Genomic DNA, 14,724 nt, shown 5'->3' with positions numbered 1-14,724 from the left:
GGCTGCCGCACGGCATGTTGCCAATCCGGTACCCACGCGCAGAAGGCAAGCACCGACAAGGCTCGCGTTTGGCCTGCGCTCAGGCTTCGACTGCGAACGTCAGTCCCGCATTCGCCTGCAGCCGTGCGATCAGCTTGTCGCCCAGCGCAGGCGCCGTGGTCCAGATACCGCCGGGGGTGGTGGCAGCGTCTTGCAGCAGGCACACCGCCGCCTCGGCAATCATCTTGGAGGTGGATCCGTAGCCTGGGTCGCGGTCGCCCTTCACGCCCACGCGCAGGCTGTGGCCTTCGGTGTCGGTGCCGAGGAACAGCACGTCGTAGAAGCCGTTCTCGCGCTCCTCACGCGAGGGGCCTTCGCCGGGCTTGGGGCCTTGGTCGGAGCCGAGCGACTTGTCGCCCGCCACCGCGTTGGCGATGGCTTCACCCTTCTCGCCCGGGCCGGTGACCAGCATTTCGTCGTACACAAAGTCGGTGCCGTAGGCATGCTTGAGCAGCAGGTTGGAGCGGTGCACGTTGCGCGTGTTGATGGCCGCCATCACGAACGGTGCCACCCACACCCCATCGCCAAGGGCTTCGTCCACCATGGGCTTGTGGCCCGAGGGCTGGCGCGGGCCTTCAAACCCGGGCGTGAGCGAGAAGGGGTTTTTCAGCAGATCGAGCACGCCGGGCTGGCTGGCAGCCGCGGCCATGGTGGCCTTGAGGCTGGCGGCAGTGCCGCCTGAGAAGGTGCCCTTCATCTTGCGCACCCGGCCGCGCACGCGGGGGGCAGCATGGCCAAAGCGCTGGGCAAATTCCTTTTGCAGCATGAACACGCCCAGGTCGAACGGGATGGAGTCAAACCCGCACGAGAACACGATGCGCGCGCCGCTGGCTTTGGCGGTGGCTTCGTGCGCGTCGATCATCTGGCGCATCCAGGCGGGCTCGCCGCACAGGTCCACGTAGTCCACACCGCTGGCGGCGCAGGCGGCCACCAGTTCGTTGCCATACAGCTGGTACGGGCCCACGGTGGTCAGCACAAGGCGCGTGGCGTTCATCAGTGCCTGCAGGCTGGCGGGGTTGGTGGTGTCGGTCACTACCAGGGGGGTGTCGGCCGGTGCGCCCAGCTCGTCGCGCACGGCGGCGAGCTTGTCGGCATTGCGCCCGCCCATGGCCCAGCGCAGGCCGCTGCCTGCGGGGTAGCGTTGCAGCAGGTATTCAACGACCAGGCGGCCGGTAAAGCCGGTGGCACCGTGGACGACCAGATCAAAAGGCTTGTTCATGCGGTTCAAACTCCAAAAAGCGCAGTGGCTGCCGGTGTTGTGCCAGGGGTGGCAGCGGGCCCGGCAGGCGGGTGGCGCATTGTCTGGGCGGGCAGGGCGGTTGTCTGTCGCATACGTGCGGGGCGGTGGAGGCCAGTTTTTGCCGCGCTGTCGCTTGAAAAGTATCGAATAACGGTACTTTTTGGCTGATGCGTGAGAACTGTGCTGTTCCGGGGGCGCGATGTGGGGCCACGGGCGGCACGATGCAGTCCGTGTTCAACCAAGGCCCCCTGCGGGCACCAACGCAATGTCTGCTTCTCCCATCGTTGTTCTTCGCGACACCCGTGCATGGCAAATGCAGGTCTGGATTTCCTTCGGCATCGCGGTGTTCCTGTGCGCCGTGGGGCTGGCCTGGCTGCCAGGCGCTGACCTGGAAAAAGTGTTCATGGTGATGGGCTACGTGTTCTGCCTTTCGGCCACGTTCATGCTGTCCAAGTTTGTGCGTGACAACCAGAGCGCCCGGCGTGGCGCGGGCGACACCCCGCTGTGGAAGCTGGTGGTGTGGGGCGGCTTTGCGGTGGCCATGGGGCTCACCGGCTGGGGCCTGGTGGGCATGGAGATCAACGTCACCTACAAGGCCTTTTTGGGTGTGAGCTGGCTGTACCTCATCACTTCGGCCTTCACGCTGGCCAAGATGCTGCGCGACCGCTACGAGGCCGACCTGATGGAAGCCCGCCTACAGGGCCGGCGCGAAGCGGCCCAAGCCGCAGCCCAGAGCGCTGATTGAGCGCCTGAGCCCAGCTTCCCCCCTTTTTGTTCTGATTGCTAAGGAGTCATTCATGCGTATTGCATTGTTGAAAAAAGCCGTAGCAGGCCTGTGTGTGGCCGCCGGTGTGTGGGGTTCGCTGGCCGCAGCGCCAGCCCATGCGCACAGCGAAGCCTCCGCCGCGCTGTCTTTGTTGCCAGTGGCGTCGGTGGTGGGCGTGGCGGGTGCAGGCTCGGCGGTGGCCGGTGCTGCCGTGGCCCTGCCGGTGGCGTTGTCGGCCACGGGTGCTGTTCTTTCGGTGAAAGCGGTGGAAGGCTCGGCCATCGGCACCGTCTATTTGCTGGAGCGCGCGTCAGACGGCGCGCAGGTGAGTGTGGAGGTGGCCGGGCGCGGCGTGGGCGCATCCGTCCATGCCGTGGGCACGGTGGTGACCTGCAGTGTCATCGGCACCGGGGTGATTCTGTCGGTAGCGGGCGAGGCCTTGGCCTTTGTGCCCAATGCCCTGGGTCGTGCCTTGCTGCACAACGAACGCCTGTAAATATGAAGTACAACCCCCTGAGCCGCTTTGCGGCTTCCCCCTTCTCTCTTCGCGCTGCGCGCTACGGGAAGGGTGACGATGCCCTCGCTGCGGGGCGGTGCGGCCGGCCTAGGCCCTTGCTTGGCATCCCTCGCTTGGTTCGCGCACCTTGGATGTGCTGCGGGTTTGCGACGCTGGCGGTCGCCGCAGTGTTGGTATCGGCCCCCGCCCACGCGGGTCGATCGTGCGAGGCGAAAAAGCCCACGCCCCAGGTGGTGGAGCGCGGCATGGCGCTGGCGGCGCAGACCTCGCAAGCGCTGGACGCCGAGCACGCGCGCAGCGGCGCCAAGGTGGTGCTGCTTGGCCGTGCCGGGCAAGACCTGGGCAAGTACGGCCTGCGCTATTCGCACCTGGGCTGGGCTTACAAAACGCCCGAAGGCCCGTGGCGCGTGACGCACAAACTCAACGACTGCGGCACGGCCCTGGGCCATGTGTACCGGCAGGGCCTGGGCGAGTTTTTTCTGGACGACCTGTGGCGTTTTGAAGCCGTGGTGGCCGTGCCCAGCGCCGCCGTGCAGGCGCAGCTGTGGCCCGTGCTGGCAGACAACGTGCGGGCCAAGGCGCTGCACACGCCGCACTACAGCATGGTCAGCTACGTGTGGGGGCAGAAGTACCAGCAGTCCAACCAGTGGGCGATTGAGACGCTGGCTGCGGCGATGGAGCCCGCCACCATCCGCACCCGCGAGCAGGCCCAGGCCTGGCTGCGGTTCAAGGGCTATGAGCCCACCACCCTGCGGCTGGGTCCGCTGACCCGGCTAGGCGGGCGCGTGGGATCTGCCAACATCGCGTTTGACGACCACCCCAGCGACAAGCGCTATTCGGACCGCATCGAGACCGTGACGGTGGATTCGGTGCTGGCCTGGATGCAGCGCACCCAGCTGGCGGCGGCCCCTTCACGGTGCTGCTCAAACAGTAATTGAGTGAAAAAGGGCTTTGGCGCTTATCCATCAAGCGCTATAAGCTATGAAAAAAATAGCAACTATCAACGGGAGAAGCAACCATGAGCAAAGCCTTGCGTTTGTCAGAGAAGTGGTTTCGGCGTGGTCTGTGGCTGGTGGCGGTGGTGTTCGCCAGCTTTTTGATTGGCCTGGGCGGCACCATCGTGGGCGATCTGCCCAAGGTGGAACGCCCGCTGCAGGTCGATGATTTTCTGGACAAGGCCCAGGCCCGCGCGCTGCGCGACACCATCCGAGCCCAGCGCGACGCCGAGCAGGACGCGCAGACTGCGCTGGAGCAGGCACAACTGCAGCACCGCAAGGCCATCAGCGACAACCAGGCCGAGCGCGAAACCTTCAACAACTGGCTGGCCACCCGCCGCGTGACCGAGCGTGCCGACCACGACCCCGAGGTGCTGGAGCGCACGCGCAAGCTCGACCTGCTCAAACAGGCCGAACGCCAGGCCCTGCGCGCCGTGGAGGCCCAGCAGCAGGCCGCGCTGGACGCCCGCCAGACGGCAGCTGCCACTCAAAGGCAGCTGAGCGATTTGGAGGCCGACGGCTACACGCGCCTGCAGCAAGAGCGCCGCAAGCTGGAGCTGCGCGTGTTCCTGTACCGCCTGGCGCTCACCCTGCCACTGCTGGTGGCTGCAGGCTGGCTGTTTGCCAAAAAGCGCCAAAGCACCTACTGGCCGTTTGTGTGGGGCTTCATCTTCTTTGCGCTGTTTGCCTTCTTCGTGGAGTTGGTGCCCTACCTGCCCAGCTACGGCGGCTATGTGCGCTATGTGGTGGGCATTGGCATCACGGTGCTGGTGGGGCGCTATGCCATCCTGGCGCTCAACCGCTACCTGGAGCGCCAGAAACTGGCCGAAGCCATGCCCGACGCCCGGCGCCGCGAAGAACTCAGCTACGACGTGGCCCTGGCCCGCCTGGCCAAGAACGTGTGCCCCGGCTGCGAACGCCCGGTGGACTTGAAGAACGAAACCATCGACTTCTGCCCCCACTGCGGCATCGGTCTGTTTGACCGGTGCGGCCAGTGCACCACCCGCAAGAGCGCCTTCGCCCACTTTTGCCACGCCTGTGGCACCAGCGCCAAGCTGCGCCTGGCCAGCGAGGCCTGACGAGGTGACGGCGTACACCGTGCGAATCACGGATGGTTTGAGGGTCAAAAGCGCTGTAAGCCCAAGGGGGATAAGCGCTGCCAGCTATGAAAAATATAGTGATGGGTTGAATCCTTTGCGCGGTGTGCGGCGGGAGCCTTCGCCATGAACATGGAATTTGCCACGGCGGCGCAGGTGCAGGAAGGCTTCGGCACGGGCTTGACCGCCATGCTGATCGCCGTGTCGGCCATGGCCATCGCAGCCTACGCAGGGGGCCGCCATTTGGCCACGCCGCTGCGCTTGCGCTGGGTGGCTGTGGGGTACGCGCTGGCCCTGTGCCTGGCCGTGGGCACGGTGTATGTCAGCACCTGGGGCCGGTTCGTGCAATTGCAGGTGAATGGGGCAGGGCTGGAGCTGCGCTACGCTGGCTCGTGGCAACTGCCGGTGCGCGTGCCGCGAGACCAGGTGCAGACCGTGCTGGTGGGCTGGGGCAAGCCCGGCCGGCCCTGCTATCTGCGCGTGGTGCTGCGCGATGGCGCCAGCCACCGCAGTGCCGAACTGCCTGCGCCCGCGAGCCAGTGCCGCGTGCTGCAGGCCCAGGTGCTCGGGGCCCTCTGATACGGGTGTGCCTTTAGAGCGGCTAACAAAACTCAGCGAAGCGGTTCTGGCTAGGCGCCGCTTCGCAGGCAGTACGCGTAGTACGACAAGACGCGGCAACGACGCCAGAAGAGTTTTGTTAGCCGCTCTTAGCCGTGTTGCGTCGTCGGTTCGCCTGGTCTGCGGCTGCCCGCCCTGTGATCTGGCTGAATGCAAGGCCGCATGAACGCAGCGCGCAGCCAGCGTGGGCTGTTTGGATCAAAATGGCCTCTAGGGCAGGCAGGGTAAGCGCCGGAAGCTATGTTTAATGTAGCAAGCCAGGGCCCATGTGCTACACCAGATCGCGCAGCGCCTGTTCCAGCGCGGGGTACTTGAAGGCAAAGCCCTGCTGCTGCAGCCGCGCAGGCACCACGTTTTGCCCGTCCACAAACAACTGGGCCATTTCGCCCATGGCCCAGCGCAGCGGCGTGGCGGGCACCGGCAGCCACACGGGGCGGTGCAGCAGCTTGCCAGCGGTGGCCACAAAGGTGGCCTGTGCAATGGTCTCGGGGGCGGTGGCGTTGTAGATGCCGTGCATCTGCGGGTCGCGCAGCGCTGCGTGGATGAGCGCCAGCACATCGTCGCGGTGGATCCAGCTCATCACCTGCTGGCCGCTGCCCATGCGCCCGCCCAGGCCCAGTCGAATTGGCAGCAGCAGGGGCGGCAGTGCGCCGCCGGGGCCCAGCACCACGCCCAGGCGCAGAACCACCTGGCGCACGCCCAGCGCCTGGGCCTTGGCTGCAGCCGCTTCCCAGCGCACGCAGAGTTCGGACATGAAGCCGCCACCTGCGGCACTGGTTTCGGTCAGCACTTCGTGCGGGGGGCGCACGCCATAAAAACCGATGGCCGATGCCTGCACCCACACCGCGGGGCGGTGCGTGGCGCGTTGCAGCCAGGCCAGCAAGGATTCGGTGACGCCCACACGGCTGTCCAGCAGCACTTGCCGCCGCCCCGCCGTCCACGGCGGGCCCACCACGGGGGCGCCTGCCAGGTTCACGATGGCGTCAAAGTGTGCGTCGGAAGGCAGGTCGTTGGCACTGCGCACGGCCTGAACGCGGCCTTGGAACAAGGCCTGGGCGCTGGCGGGCTTGCGGCTGAGCACCGTGACGCTGTGGCCCGCTGCCAGCAGCTGCTGGACCAGCGCCGTGCCGATGAAGCCGGTGCCGCCTGTGACCAGCACATGCATGGCGGGAGGAACGGTCGAAACGGGAGAAGGCGAAACAGTCACAGCGGCGTGCTCCAGTGGGTGAACTCCAGCAGCCGCATTATGGTTTCGGGGGCTGGGCATTGCTGCCCAGGGGGATTGGGGGCCCCGTGTTCCGGGGCCGGGCTTACACGCCCCGGGCCCGGTCGGCCTTGAACTGTGCGCGGAACTGGCTGAAGGTGCCCGCGTCCAGCGCCTCGCGCACTTCGCGCATTAGGTTCAGGTAGTAGTGCAGGTTGTGGATGGTGGTGAGCATGGGGCCCAGCATTTCGCCGCAACGGTCCAGGTGGTGCAGGTAGGCACGCGAGAAACCGCCGCGCCCGCCCTGGTCCCACGCCACGCCGTCCTTGCCCGCGCAGGCGTGGCAGGTGCAGCTGGTATCGAGCGGCTGGTGGTCGGCCTTGTGGCGGGCGTTGCGGATCTTCAGGTCGCCGTAGCGGGTGAAGATGGTGCCGTTGCGTGCGTTGCGGGTGGGCATCACGCAGTCGAACATGTCCACACCTTCGGCCACGCCCTGCACCAGGTCCTCGGGCGTGCCCACGCCCATCAGGTAGCGCGGCTTGTGGGCAGGCAGGCGGTGGGGGGTGTGGGCCATGATGTCCAGCATCTCGTCCTTGGGCTCACCCACGCTCACGCCGCCCACGGCGTAGCCGGGGAAGTCCATCTCGACCAGGCGTTCGAGCGATTCCTGGCGCAGGTTCTTGTACATGCCGCCTTGCACGATGCCGAAGAGGGCATTGGGATTGCCCAGGCGTTCAAATTCGTCCTTGGACCGCTTGGCCCAGCGCAGGCTCATCTCCATGCTCTTGCGCGCCTCGGCCTCGGTGGTGAGGTGGCCCTTGGTTTCGTACGGGGTGCACTCGTCGAGCTGCATCACGATGTCGGAGTTGAGCGTGGTCTGGATCTGCATGCTCACCTCGGGCGACATGAAGAGCTTGTCGCCGTTGACCGGGCTGGCAAAGTGCACGCCTTCTTCGGTGATCTTGCGCATGGCGCCCAGGCTCCACACCTGAAAGCCGCCCGAGTCGGTGAGGATGGGCTTGTCCCACTTCTCAAAGCCGTGCAGCCCGCCAAAGCTCTGCATCACGTCCAGGCCGGGGCGCATCCACAGGTGGAAGGTGTTGCCCAAAATGATCTGCGCGCCCATGTCGTGCAGGCTTTGGGGCATGACGCCCTTGACGGTGCCATAGGTGCCCACGGGCATGAAGATGGGGGTCTGCACCACGCCGTGGTTGAGCGTGAGCTTGCCGCGCCGTGCGTGGCTGGAGGGGTCGGTTTTGAGAAGGTCGAACTGAAGCATGGGCGGGATTGTCCCAGACACCGCCCCGGCCTGTTTTTTGGAGGACCTTTGCGCAAGGTGCAGGTGCAGCCAGCAGGGGTGACTACACTGGTCTGGTCAGTAACCCGCAAGGAGAACAACATGCTCAAGATTCTGGTGGCCGTGGATGGTTCGGAGTTGTCGCTCGACGGTGTGCGGCACACGCTGCAATGGCTGCAGCAGGGGCTGCAGGCCACGGTGGTGCTGGCCCATGTGCAAGAGCCTGCGTCGCTGTACGAGCTGGTGACCAGCCGGGACCCCGACCTGATCGCTGCAGCCAGCGTGGAGGCTGGCGAACACCTGCTGGCGCCCGCCCGGGCCTTGCTGGAGGCGGCTGGTGTGGCCTATGAAACCGACATTGGCCTGGGCGACCCCGCCCACACGCTGGTGGACATGGCCGAGCGCAATGGCGCAGACATGGTGGTCATCGGCGCCAAGGGCCATGGGGCGCTCAGCAGTGCGCTGCTGGGCTCGGTGTCGCAAGAGGTGGCGCGTGCCTGTGCGGTGCCGGTCACCATCGTCAAGCATCTGCAGGATGCGTTGGTGGACGGTGACGTGGAGGGCGATGACTGATTGCAAGTCAGCGCACTGCCAAAGAAAAAAGGCCGCGTTGCGGCCTTTTTGCATGGTGGGGGCGTTTGCCCCTTTCAATCCAGCGATATCTTCTGCTCGCGAATCAGTTGGTGCCAGCGCTGCACTTCGGTGCGGATCAGCTCGGCATATTGCTGGGGCGTGCTGCCCACGGGCTCGATGCCAAAATCAATCAGCTTTTGGCGGATGGCGGGCTGCTGGATGGCCGTGGCCACCTGCTTTTGCAGGGCAGCCACGGTGTCGGCTGGCGTGTTGGCAGGGGCAACAATGCCCACCTGGGCCGAGGCTTCCACGCCCTTGAAGCCCAGTTCAGCGAACGTGGGCACGTCAGGCAACTGGGGCAGGCGGGTGGGGTTGGCCACTGCGAGCGGGCGCACCTTGCCGCCCTTGATGAAGCCCGCGCCCGCAGCCAGGTCCACCATCATGGCAGCTACTTGCCCGCCGGCCAGGTCGGTGAGTGCCGGGGCCGCGCCGCGGTAGGGGATGTGCACCATGTGCAGACCGCCTTGCACCTTGAGCAGTTCCATGGCCAGGTGGTGCGGGCTGCCCGCACCGGCCGAGCCGTAGCTGATCTTGCCGGGGGCGGCCTTGGCCTTGGCCACGAAGTCCTTGGCGTCCTTCACATCCGAGTTCGGGCCTACCACCAGGATCATGGGAAAGCGCCCCATCAGCGTGACGGGGGTCAGGTCTTTTTCGGGGTTGTAAGTGAGTTTGGAGTACAGCGCGGTGTTGAACACCATGGTGCCGTTGTCGGCCGATAAGATCGTGTAGCCGTCTGCCGCCGAGCGGGCCACTTCTGACGCCGCAATGGCGGTGTTGCCGCCGGGCTTGTTGTCCACCGTCACGGGCTGGCTGATCTGCTGCGACAGTTGCTGGCCGATGGTGCGCGCCAAAAAGTCCGAGCCACCGCCCGCAGGGTAGGGCACCACCCAGCGGATGGGCTTGGCAGGGTAGCTCTGGGCGTGGGCGGCCACGGTTCCCCCCAGCAGGGCGATGGCAGTGATCAGGCCGGTGGCGCAGCGGCGGTTCAGCATGTTGGCTCCTTGAATTGATTTATTGTTTGCAATGATATTACGCAATGCGTAATCATTCAGTCGTGATAACCCTGTGATCTGGATCATGGAAAACTCCTCCCCCTTCCCGTTAGACGGCGGCAAGCGCCGCCAACGCGTGCAGTCGGCCGAAACCGGCATGACCATCCTGAAAGCGCTGGCGCGGCTGGGGGGCGCGGCCAGCCTCACCGCCATTGCGGCCGAAGCGGGCGAAAACGCCGCCAAGGTGCACCGCTACCTGTCCAGCCTCACATCCGAGGGGCTGGTGGCGCAGCACCCCGCCACGCAGCACTACCACCTGGGGCCTGAGGCGGTGCGCATTGGCCTGGCAGCCCTGCGCCAGTGCGACCCGGTGCGCATGGGCGAAAGCGCCTTGCTGCGCCTGCGGGAATCGCTGCGGGTGACCTGTTTCATCGCTGTCATGGGCAACATGGGCCCCACAGTGATGCGCATGGAAGAGCCCTCGCTGCCGGTCACCGTCAACATCCGCCCCGGCTCGGTGCTGCCCCTGCTGTGGTCTGCATCGGGGCAGGCGTTCCTGGCCTTTTCAGACGATGAAACCTTGCAGGCCACGGCCCGGGCCGAGTACGAGGCAGCCACGCCCGAGCAACGCTCACTGGTAGGCGGCAGCGACCCGGTGCAGGGGCTGCGCCAGCAGGTGCTTGGCCAGGGCTGCGCCATCGTGCGCGACACGCTGCTGGCAGGCATCAGCGCGGTGGCGGCCCCGGTGTTCGATGCCCGGGGCCATGTGAGCGCGGTGCTCACGGCGCTGGGTGCCAGCAACGGCTTTGACGCCCGCCCTGGCGGAAGCATCTGCCCCCGGGTGGTGGAAGAAGCGGCCGCCATCAGTGCCGCCATGGGGTACGCACCGCCTGCCTGAGCGGTTGAACTCCGCGCTGGTGGATTGGATGGGTGGTTATCGAAGGGAAATTACGCATTGCGTAAATTGATTTCGATTAATACCATTCGCTCCATGACTGCCCAGAACACAGCCACCAACGCCACCCCTTCGGTCACCGCCTCTGCCCCCGCCATGGGGCGCTGCCCCGTGGACCACCGCAGTTTTGCCCAGGCCACCACGCCTGGGGGCTGCCCGGTCAGTGCCAACGCGGCGGCGTTCAACCCCTTCGAGCCTGCCTACATGCAGGCGCCTGCCGAGTACCTGCGCTGGGCGCGCGAGCAAGAGCCTGTGTTTTTCAGCCCGCAGCTGGGCTATTGGGTGGTCACGCGCTACGAAGACGTGAAGGCCGTGTTCCGCGACAACCTGCTGTTCTCGCCCTCCATCGCGCTCGAAAAAATCACCCCGGCCACGCCAGAGGTGATGTCCATCCTGCAGCGCTACGGCTTTGCGATGAACCGCACCATGGTCAACGAGGACGAGCCTGACCACATGGAGCGCCGCCGCCTGCTGATGGACGCCTTCCTGCCCGAGCGCCTCATCACCCTGGAGCCCATGGTGCGCAACCTGGCGCGGCAGTACATGGACCGCTTCGTGAACCAGGGCCGTGCCGACCTGGTGGCGGAGATGTTCTACGAGATTCCGCTGAACATCGCCCTGAAGTTTTTGGGTGTGCCCGACGAGGGGGCCGAGCAGTTGCGGCAGTTTGCCGTGGCACACACGCTCAACACCTGGGGCCGGCCCACGCCGCAGGAGCAATTGGAGATTGCCGAGAACGTGGGGCGCTTCTGGCAGACCGCGCAGCAGATTCTGGACACCATGCGCGCCCAGCCCGATGGCGAGGGCTGGATGTACGAAACCATTCGCCAGCACCTGTTGCACCCCGACGTGGTGCCCGAGTCGTACCTGCGCTCGATGATGATGGCCATCCTGGCGGCGGCGCACGAAACCACCTCCAACGCCACGGCCAATGCGTTCCTCACGCTGCTGTCGCACCGCAAGGCGTGGGAAGACATCTGCGCCAACCCGGCGCTCATTCCCAACGCGGTGGAAGAATGCTTGCGCGTGGCTGGCTCCATCATCGCGTGGAGGCGCCAGGCCACGGCCGATGCCGTGGTGGGCGGCGTGCCCATCCCCAAGGGCAGCAAGCTGCTGCTGGTGCAGGCCTCGGCCAACTTCGACCCGCGCCATTTTGAAAACCCCGACGAGGTCGATGTGTACCGCGAAGCGGCGGTGGAGCACCTGACCTTTGGCTACGGCGCCCACCAGTGCATGGGCAAGAACATTGGCCGGTTGCAGATGCGCGTGTTTCTGGAGGAGTTTGTGCGCCGCCTGCCGCACATGCGCCTGGTGGAGGGGCAGCCGCTGGAATACCTCTCCAACACCTCGTTCCGCGGCCCGGCCCAACTGTGGGTGGAGTGGGACCCGGCCCGTAACCCCGAGCGTTTGCAAGCCTATTCCGCGCCTGAGCATGCGCCCGAGCAGGCGCCGTTCTATATCGGCCCGCCCGCCAAGGATTCGATCACCCGCACCGTAGTGCTCAAAGACAAGCAGCCCGAGGGCGACAGCGCCTTCCGCCTGGTGTTTGCCGACCCGCAGGGTGCCGCGCTGCCCGCATGGTCTGCCGGCGCGCATGTGGATGTGGTGGCCGGGGGCTTTCGCCGCAAATACTCGCTGTGCGGCGAGGCGGATGACCGCCAGCACCTGCAGGTCGTCATCCAGCGCGAGGCCGAGGGGCGTGGGGGCTCGCGCCACTTCTGCGACCAGTTGCAGCCCGGCGACACCGTGCAACTGGCAGGCCCCAAGAACCTGTTCCGGCTGGATGAAACGGCGGACCACTATGTGCTGATTGCCGCAGGCATCGGCATCACCCCCATGCTGGCCATGGCCGACCGGCTGCAGCGCCTGGGCAAGCCGTATGTGCTGCACTACGCAGGCCGCAGCCGCGCCCAGATGGCCCTGCTGCCGCGCGCGTTGCAGGACCATGGCCCGGCCCTCATCCTGCATTTGAAGGACGAGGGCGGGCGCATGCACCTGCCTACCGTGGTGGCGGGCGTGCAGGCCAATCACCGGGTGTACGCCTGCGGCCCCAACCGCTTGATCGACGAGCTGGAAGCCCTGGGCGCCGAGTGGCCCGAACAGGTGCTGCACTACGAGCACTTCAGCGGCGAAGGCTCGGGCCTGCAGCCCGACAAGGAGCACGCTTTTGTCGCCGTGCTGAAAGACTCTGGCCTGGAAGTGACGGTGCCGCCCGATCGCACGTTGCTGCAGGCACTGCAGGCTGCGGGGGTGGATGTGCCCTGCGACTGCGGCGAAGGCCTGTGCGGCACCTGCGAGGTGGCCGTGGTGTCCGGCGAGGTGGACCACCGCGACAAGGTGCTCACCAAGGCCGAGCGCGCCGCCAACACCCGTCTGCTGGCTTGCTGCTCGCGCGCGGCGGGGCAGAAGGTGGTGCTGGCGCTGTGAACGCCTGCACCGGGCACAAAAAAGGGAGCCGTCTGGCTCCCGTTCTTGATGGTGAGTGTGGCCTCGTAGTCAGGCCGCCTTGCGAAACGGTTCTGCAGGCCGCTGCAGCTTGCCATGGGGCAGCGTGGCCAGGCGCGAGAACATGCGGCGCACGTAGCCGCTCACCCACAGGCACTTGTTGAGTTCATCCACGGGCAGCGGGCCGGACACCACCACGATGTCATTGGCTTCCTGCTGGGCACCCGCAGCGCGCAGGCGGCGGCGGGTGTTGTTGGCCCACGACTGGATGCGGGTGGGGCTGCCGTGCTGGTGCACTTTGCCGGTGTGAACATCAAAGGCAATCGCAACGGTGTCGGTTTTGAGCTTGAACCTGCGCTCACCCGTGACGGCGCTGGGCGCTTCACGCATGTCGTACAGGTAGTAGCTGCCTGCCTTGAGTTGGTATTGCATGTCCATGGGCTGTTTCCTCTTTTGTCGGCATTTTCGAGGGCATGTGCACCAGGCAATCGGGGGTAAAACGGCCAAAAAGCCGCGCTTATCGGGCGCGTGGCACGCAGGTTTGCCGGCTGGGGTGCGCGCGCCATTGTGGCGGCGCCCCGGCGGCATTTTGTGAAACTTGAGGGTAAGGTTGTAACAATTTGCGAGGCCTCTGACGCGCCTCAAGTTTCAGCGGGCCCGGTATCCCTGCGCTGAACCGGGCCCGGGCGTGAAAACCTGTTCAGGTGCTCAGAAGTCCACCAGGCTGACGCCCAGGCTGAACACGGTGCGCTTGCGGTTGTAGTCGATCATGCTGTCGCCGTAGCCGCTGAACAGCGCGGTGTGCAGGCGCAGGTTGCTCTTGCCGCCCCACAGGCCGCTGCCCAGCGCCTGCATCCATTCCAGCCGCACAGAGCCGCGGTCGCTGCTGGCCAGCGAGCTGCGGAAGGTGGCGCCCAGGGTGTTGTCCTTGTTCACGTTCCAGCGCACGGCAAGTTCACCCCGGCCCACGTAGTCGCTGATGCCGGGGTTGTCGTCGCTGTCGGTGCTTTCAGACAGGCGCTTCCACAGCCGGCCGGTCACGGTCCAGCGGTTGTCCAGCTCCATGCCGGCCATCAGGTACACCCGGTTCCAGCTGCGCGACAGCGGGTTGCTCTGGCCGTTGGACTGGTGCACCAGGCCCACGCCGCTGTAGCGCCAGCGCCAGCCAAAGGGCAGCTGGGCGGTGGTGGGGTAGACGTACATGATTTCGGGCTCGTGGTCGGTGGACCGGAAGGGGCGCGAGATCTGGGGCGTGAACAGCTGCCAGTACGACTGCTGCGAATAGCCAAACCACACCGAATCCTTGAGCGTGGGATGCCCCTGCGTGAGCAGGCCCTGGGCCAGCTTGGTGCGCACCGACAGCTGGATGCGGTTTTCGGTGGTGCGGTAGGGCGTGCTTTCCGTGGCCGAGTGGCCAGCGGCGGGCGACGTGGGCTGGCGGTTGACCGAGTCTGACGCCACCACCGACACGGTGATGGGTCGGTAGCCCCGGAAGCTGAACGTGCCGCAGTCGCTGCCCGATTCCAGCTCCCAGAAGCGCGAGAGGTCGCTGTACTGCGGGTCGCGGCAACCTTCGGTGCGCGCCACGTCAATGATGCGGGTGGCGGGCAGTGTGGTGTCTACCGGCTTGGCGGGGGTGTTGGCATCTGCCGCTGGCTCGGTGGCGCTGCCGGGCGTTGCACCTGCCACGGCCGAAGCTGCGGGCGCTTGCCAGGCTTGCTGACCGGCCCAGGCGTCAAAGCAGGCCAGGCGGGCTGCGTTGTCGCCCGACAAGGCGGCGCAACGGCGCCAGGCTGCATCCTGGTTGCCGGTTGCGGACGTGGCTGCACCGCCGGGCGCGGCTTGCGCCATGGCCGCTGCGGGGGCCAGCAGCAGTGCCAGGGCAGCGGGCCAGCATATGCTCCGGGGCCGCGCGGGGCGGACGGC

General features: G+C 66.3%; 14 protein-coding genes. 8 read left to right on the top strand and 6 right to left on the bottom strand.

Annotated features, from left to right (window positions below; all coding sequences use genetic code 11):
• Positions 1–79: 79 nt before the first annotated feature.
• Positions 80–1,258, bottom strand: coding sequence for a saccharopine dehydrogenase NADP-binding domain-containing protein (locus tag AADJ04_RS03475; RefSeq protein ID WP_341238758.1), 1,179 nt, complete (start codon positions 1,256–1,258; stop codon positions 80–82).
• 286 nt (positions 1,259–1,544) lie between these two features.
• On the opposite strand from AADJ04_RS03475, the gene AADJ04_RS03470 reads away from it, so the two are divergent.
• From AADJ04_RS03470 to AADJ04_RS03450, 5 genes are all read left to right on the top strand, one after another.
• Positions 1,545–2,024, top strand: a complete 480-nt coding sequence (locus AADJ04_RS03470; RefSeq protein WP_207373391.1) for a YiaA/YiaB family inner membrane protein — start codon at positions 1,545–1,547, stop codon at positions 2,022–2,024.
• Positions 2,025–2,076: 52 nt separating this feature from the next.
• On the top strand, positions 2,077–2,541 hold the full coding sequence (locus AADJ04_RS03465) for a hypothetical protein (protein WP_156445073.1): 465 nt from the start codon (positions 2,077–2,079) through the stop codon (positions 2,539–2,541).
• A gap of 152 nt (positions 2,542–2,693) precedes the next feature.
• A complete protein-coding gene (locus AADJ04_RS03460) occupies positions 2,694–3,500 on the top strand; it encodes a DUF2145 domain-containing protein (RefSeq protein ID WP_341238782.1) in 807 nt (268 codons plus the stop codon).
• A gap of 80 nt (positions 3,501–3,580) precedes the next feature.
• On the top strand, positions 3,581–4,636 hold the full coding sequence (locus AADJ04_RS03455; protein WP_341238757.1) for a serine endopeptidase: 1,056 nt from the start codon (positions 3,581–3,583) through the stop codon (positions 4,634–4,636).
• Positions 4,637–4,780: 144 nt separating this feature from the next.
• Complete coding sequence (locus AADJ04_RS03450; protein ID WP_341238756.1) at positions 4,781–5,233, top strand: hypothetical protein; 453 nt, start codon at positions 4,781–4,783, stop codon at positions 5,231–5,233.
• Positions 5,234–5,543: 310 nt separating this feature from the next.
• Here the strand turns inward: AADJ04_RS03450 and AADJ04_RS03445 are convergent, their stop codons facing one another.
• Together AADJ04_RS03445 and tgt are read right to left on the bottom strand one after the other, a co-directional pair.
• Complete coding sequence (locus AADJ04_RS03445; protein WP_341238755.1) at positions 5,544–6,479, bottom strand: TIGR01777 family oxidoreductase; 936 nt, start codon at positions 6,477–6,479, stop codon at positions 5,544–5,546.
• 103 nt (positions 6,480–6,582) lie between these two features.
• Positions 6,583–7,755, bottom strand: coding sequence for a tRNA guanosine(34) transglycosylase Tgt (tgt, locus tag AADJ04_RS03440; protein WP_341238754.1), 1,173 nt, complete (start codon positions 7,753–7,755; stop codon positions 6,583–6,585).
• Positions 7,756–7,875: 120 nt separating this feature from the next.
• On the opposite strand from tgt, the gene AADJ04_RS03435 reads away from it, so the two are divergent.
• On the top strand, positions 7,876–8,346 hold the full coding sequence (locus AADJ04_RS03435) for a universal stress protein (RefSeq protein ID WP_341238753.1): 471 nt from the start codon (positions 7,876–7,878) through the stop codon (positions 8,344–8,346).
• A gap of 74 nt (positions 8,347–8,420) precedes the next feature.
• Here the strand turns inward: AADJ04_RS03435 and AADJ04_RS03430 are convergent, their stop codons facing one another.
• Positions 8,421–9,398 (bottom strand): tripartite tricarboxylate transporter substrate binding protein, encoded by a 978-nt coding sequence (locus AADJ04_RS03430; protein ID WP_341238752.1) that lies wholly within the window; start codon positions 9,396–9,398, stop codon positions 8,421–8,423.
• Between the two features lie 85 nt (positions 9,399–9,483).
• On the opposite strand from AADJ04_RS03430, the gene AADJ04_RS03425 reads away from it, so the two are divergent.
• Both AADJ04_RS03425 and AADJ04_RS03420 read left to right on the top strand, forming a co-directional pair.
• Positions 9,484–10,296, top strand: coding sequence for an IclR family transcriptional regulator (locus AADJ04_RS03425; RefSeq protein ID WP_338818664.1), 813 nt, complete (start codon positions 9,484–9,486; stop codon positions 10,294–10,296).
• Positions 10,297–10,389: 93 nt separating this feature from the next.
• Positions 10,390–12,780 carry a cytochrome P450/oxidoreductase gene (locus AADJ04_RS03420; RefSeq protein ID WP_341238751.1) on the top strand — a complete coding sequence of 797 codons (2,391 nt, stop codon included), beginning with the start codon at positions 10,390–10,392 and terminating at the stop codon, positions 12,778–12,780.
• Between the two features lie 69 nt (positions 12,781–12,849).
• Here the strand turns inward: AADJ04_RS03420 and AADJ04_RS03415 are convergent, their stop codons facing one another.
• Together AADJ04_RS03415 and AADJ04_RS03410 are read right to left on the bottom strand one after the other, a co-directional pair.
• Positions 12,850–13,236: a hypothetical protein gene (locus tag AADJ04_RS03415; protein WP_044397796.1), complete on the bottom strand. Its 387-nt coding sequence runs from the start codon at positions 13,234–13,236 to the stop codon at positions 12,850–12,852.
• A gap of 270 nt (positions 13,237–13,506) precedes the next feature.
• Complete coding sequence (locus AADJ04_RS03410) at positions 13,507–14,649, bottom strand: phospholipase A (protein WP_341238781.1); 1,143 nt, start codon at positions 14,647–14,649, stop codon at positions 13,507–13,509.
• Positions 14,650–14,724: the final 75 nt, after the last annotated feature.

The sequence above is a fragment of the uncultured Acidovorax sp. genome (assembly GCF_964021665.1).
Taxonomy (GTDB): Bacteria; Pseudomonadota; Gammaproteobacteria; order Burkholderiales; family Burkholderiaceae_C; genus Acidovorax; species Acidovorax temperans.
This window is presented reverse-complemented; position numbering and strand designations above follow the sequence as displayed.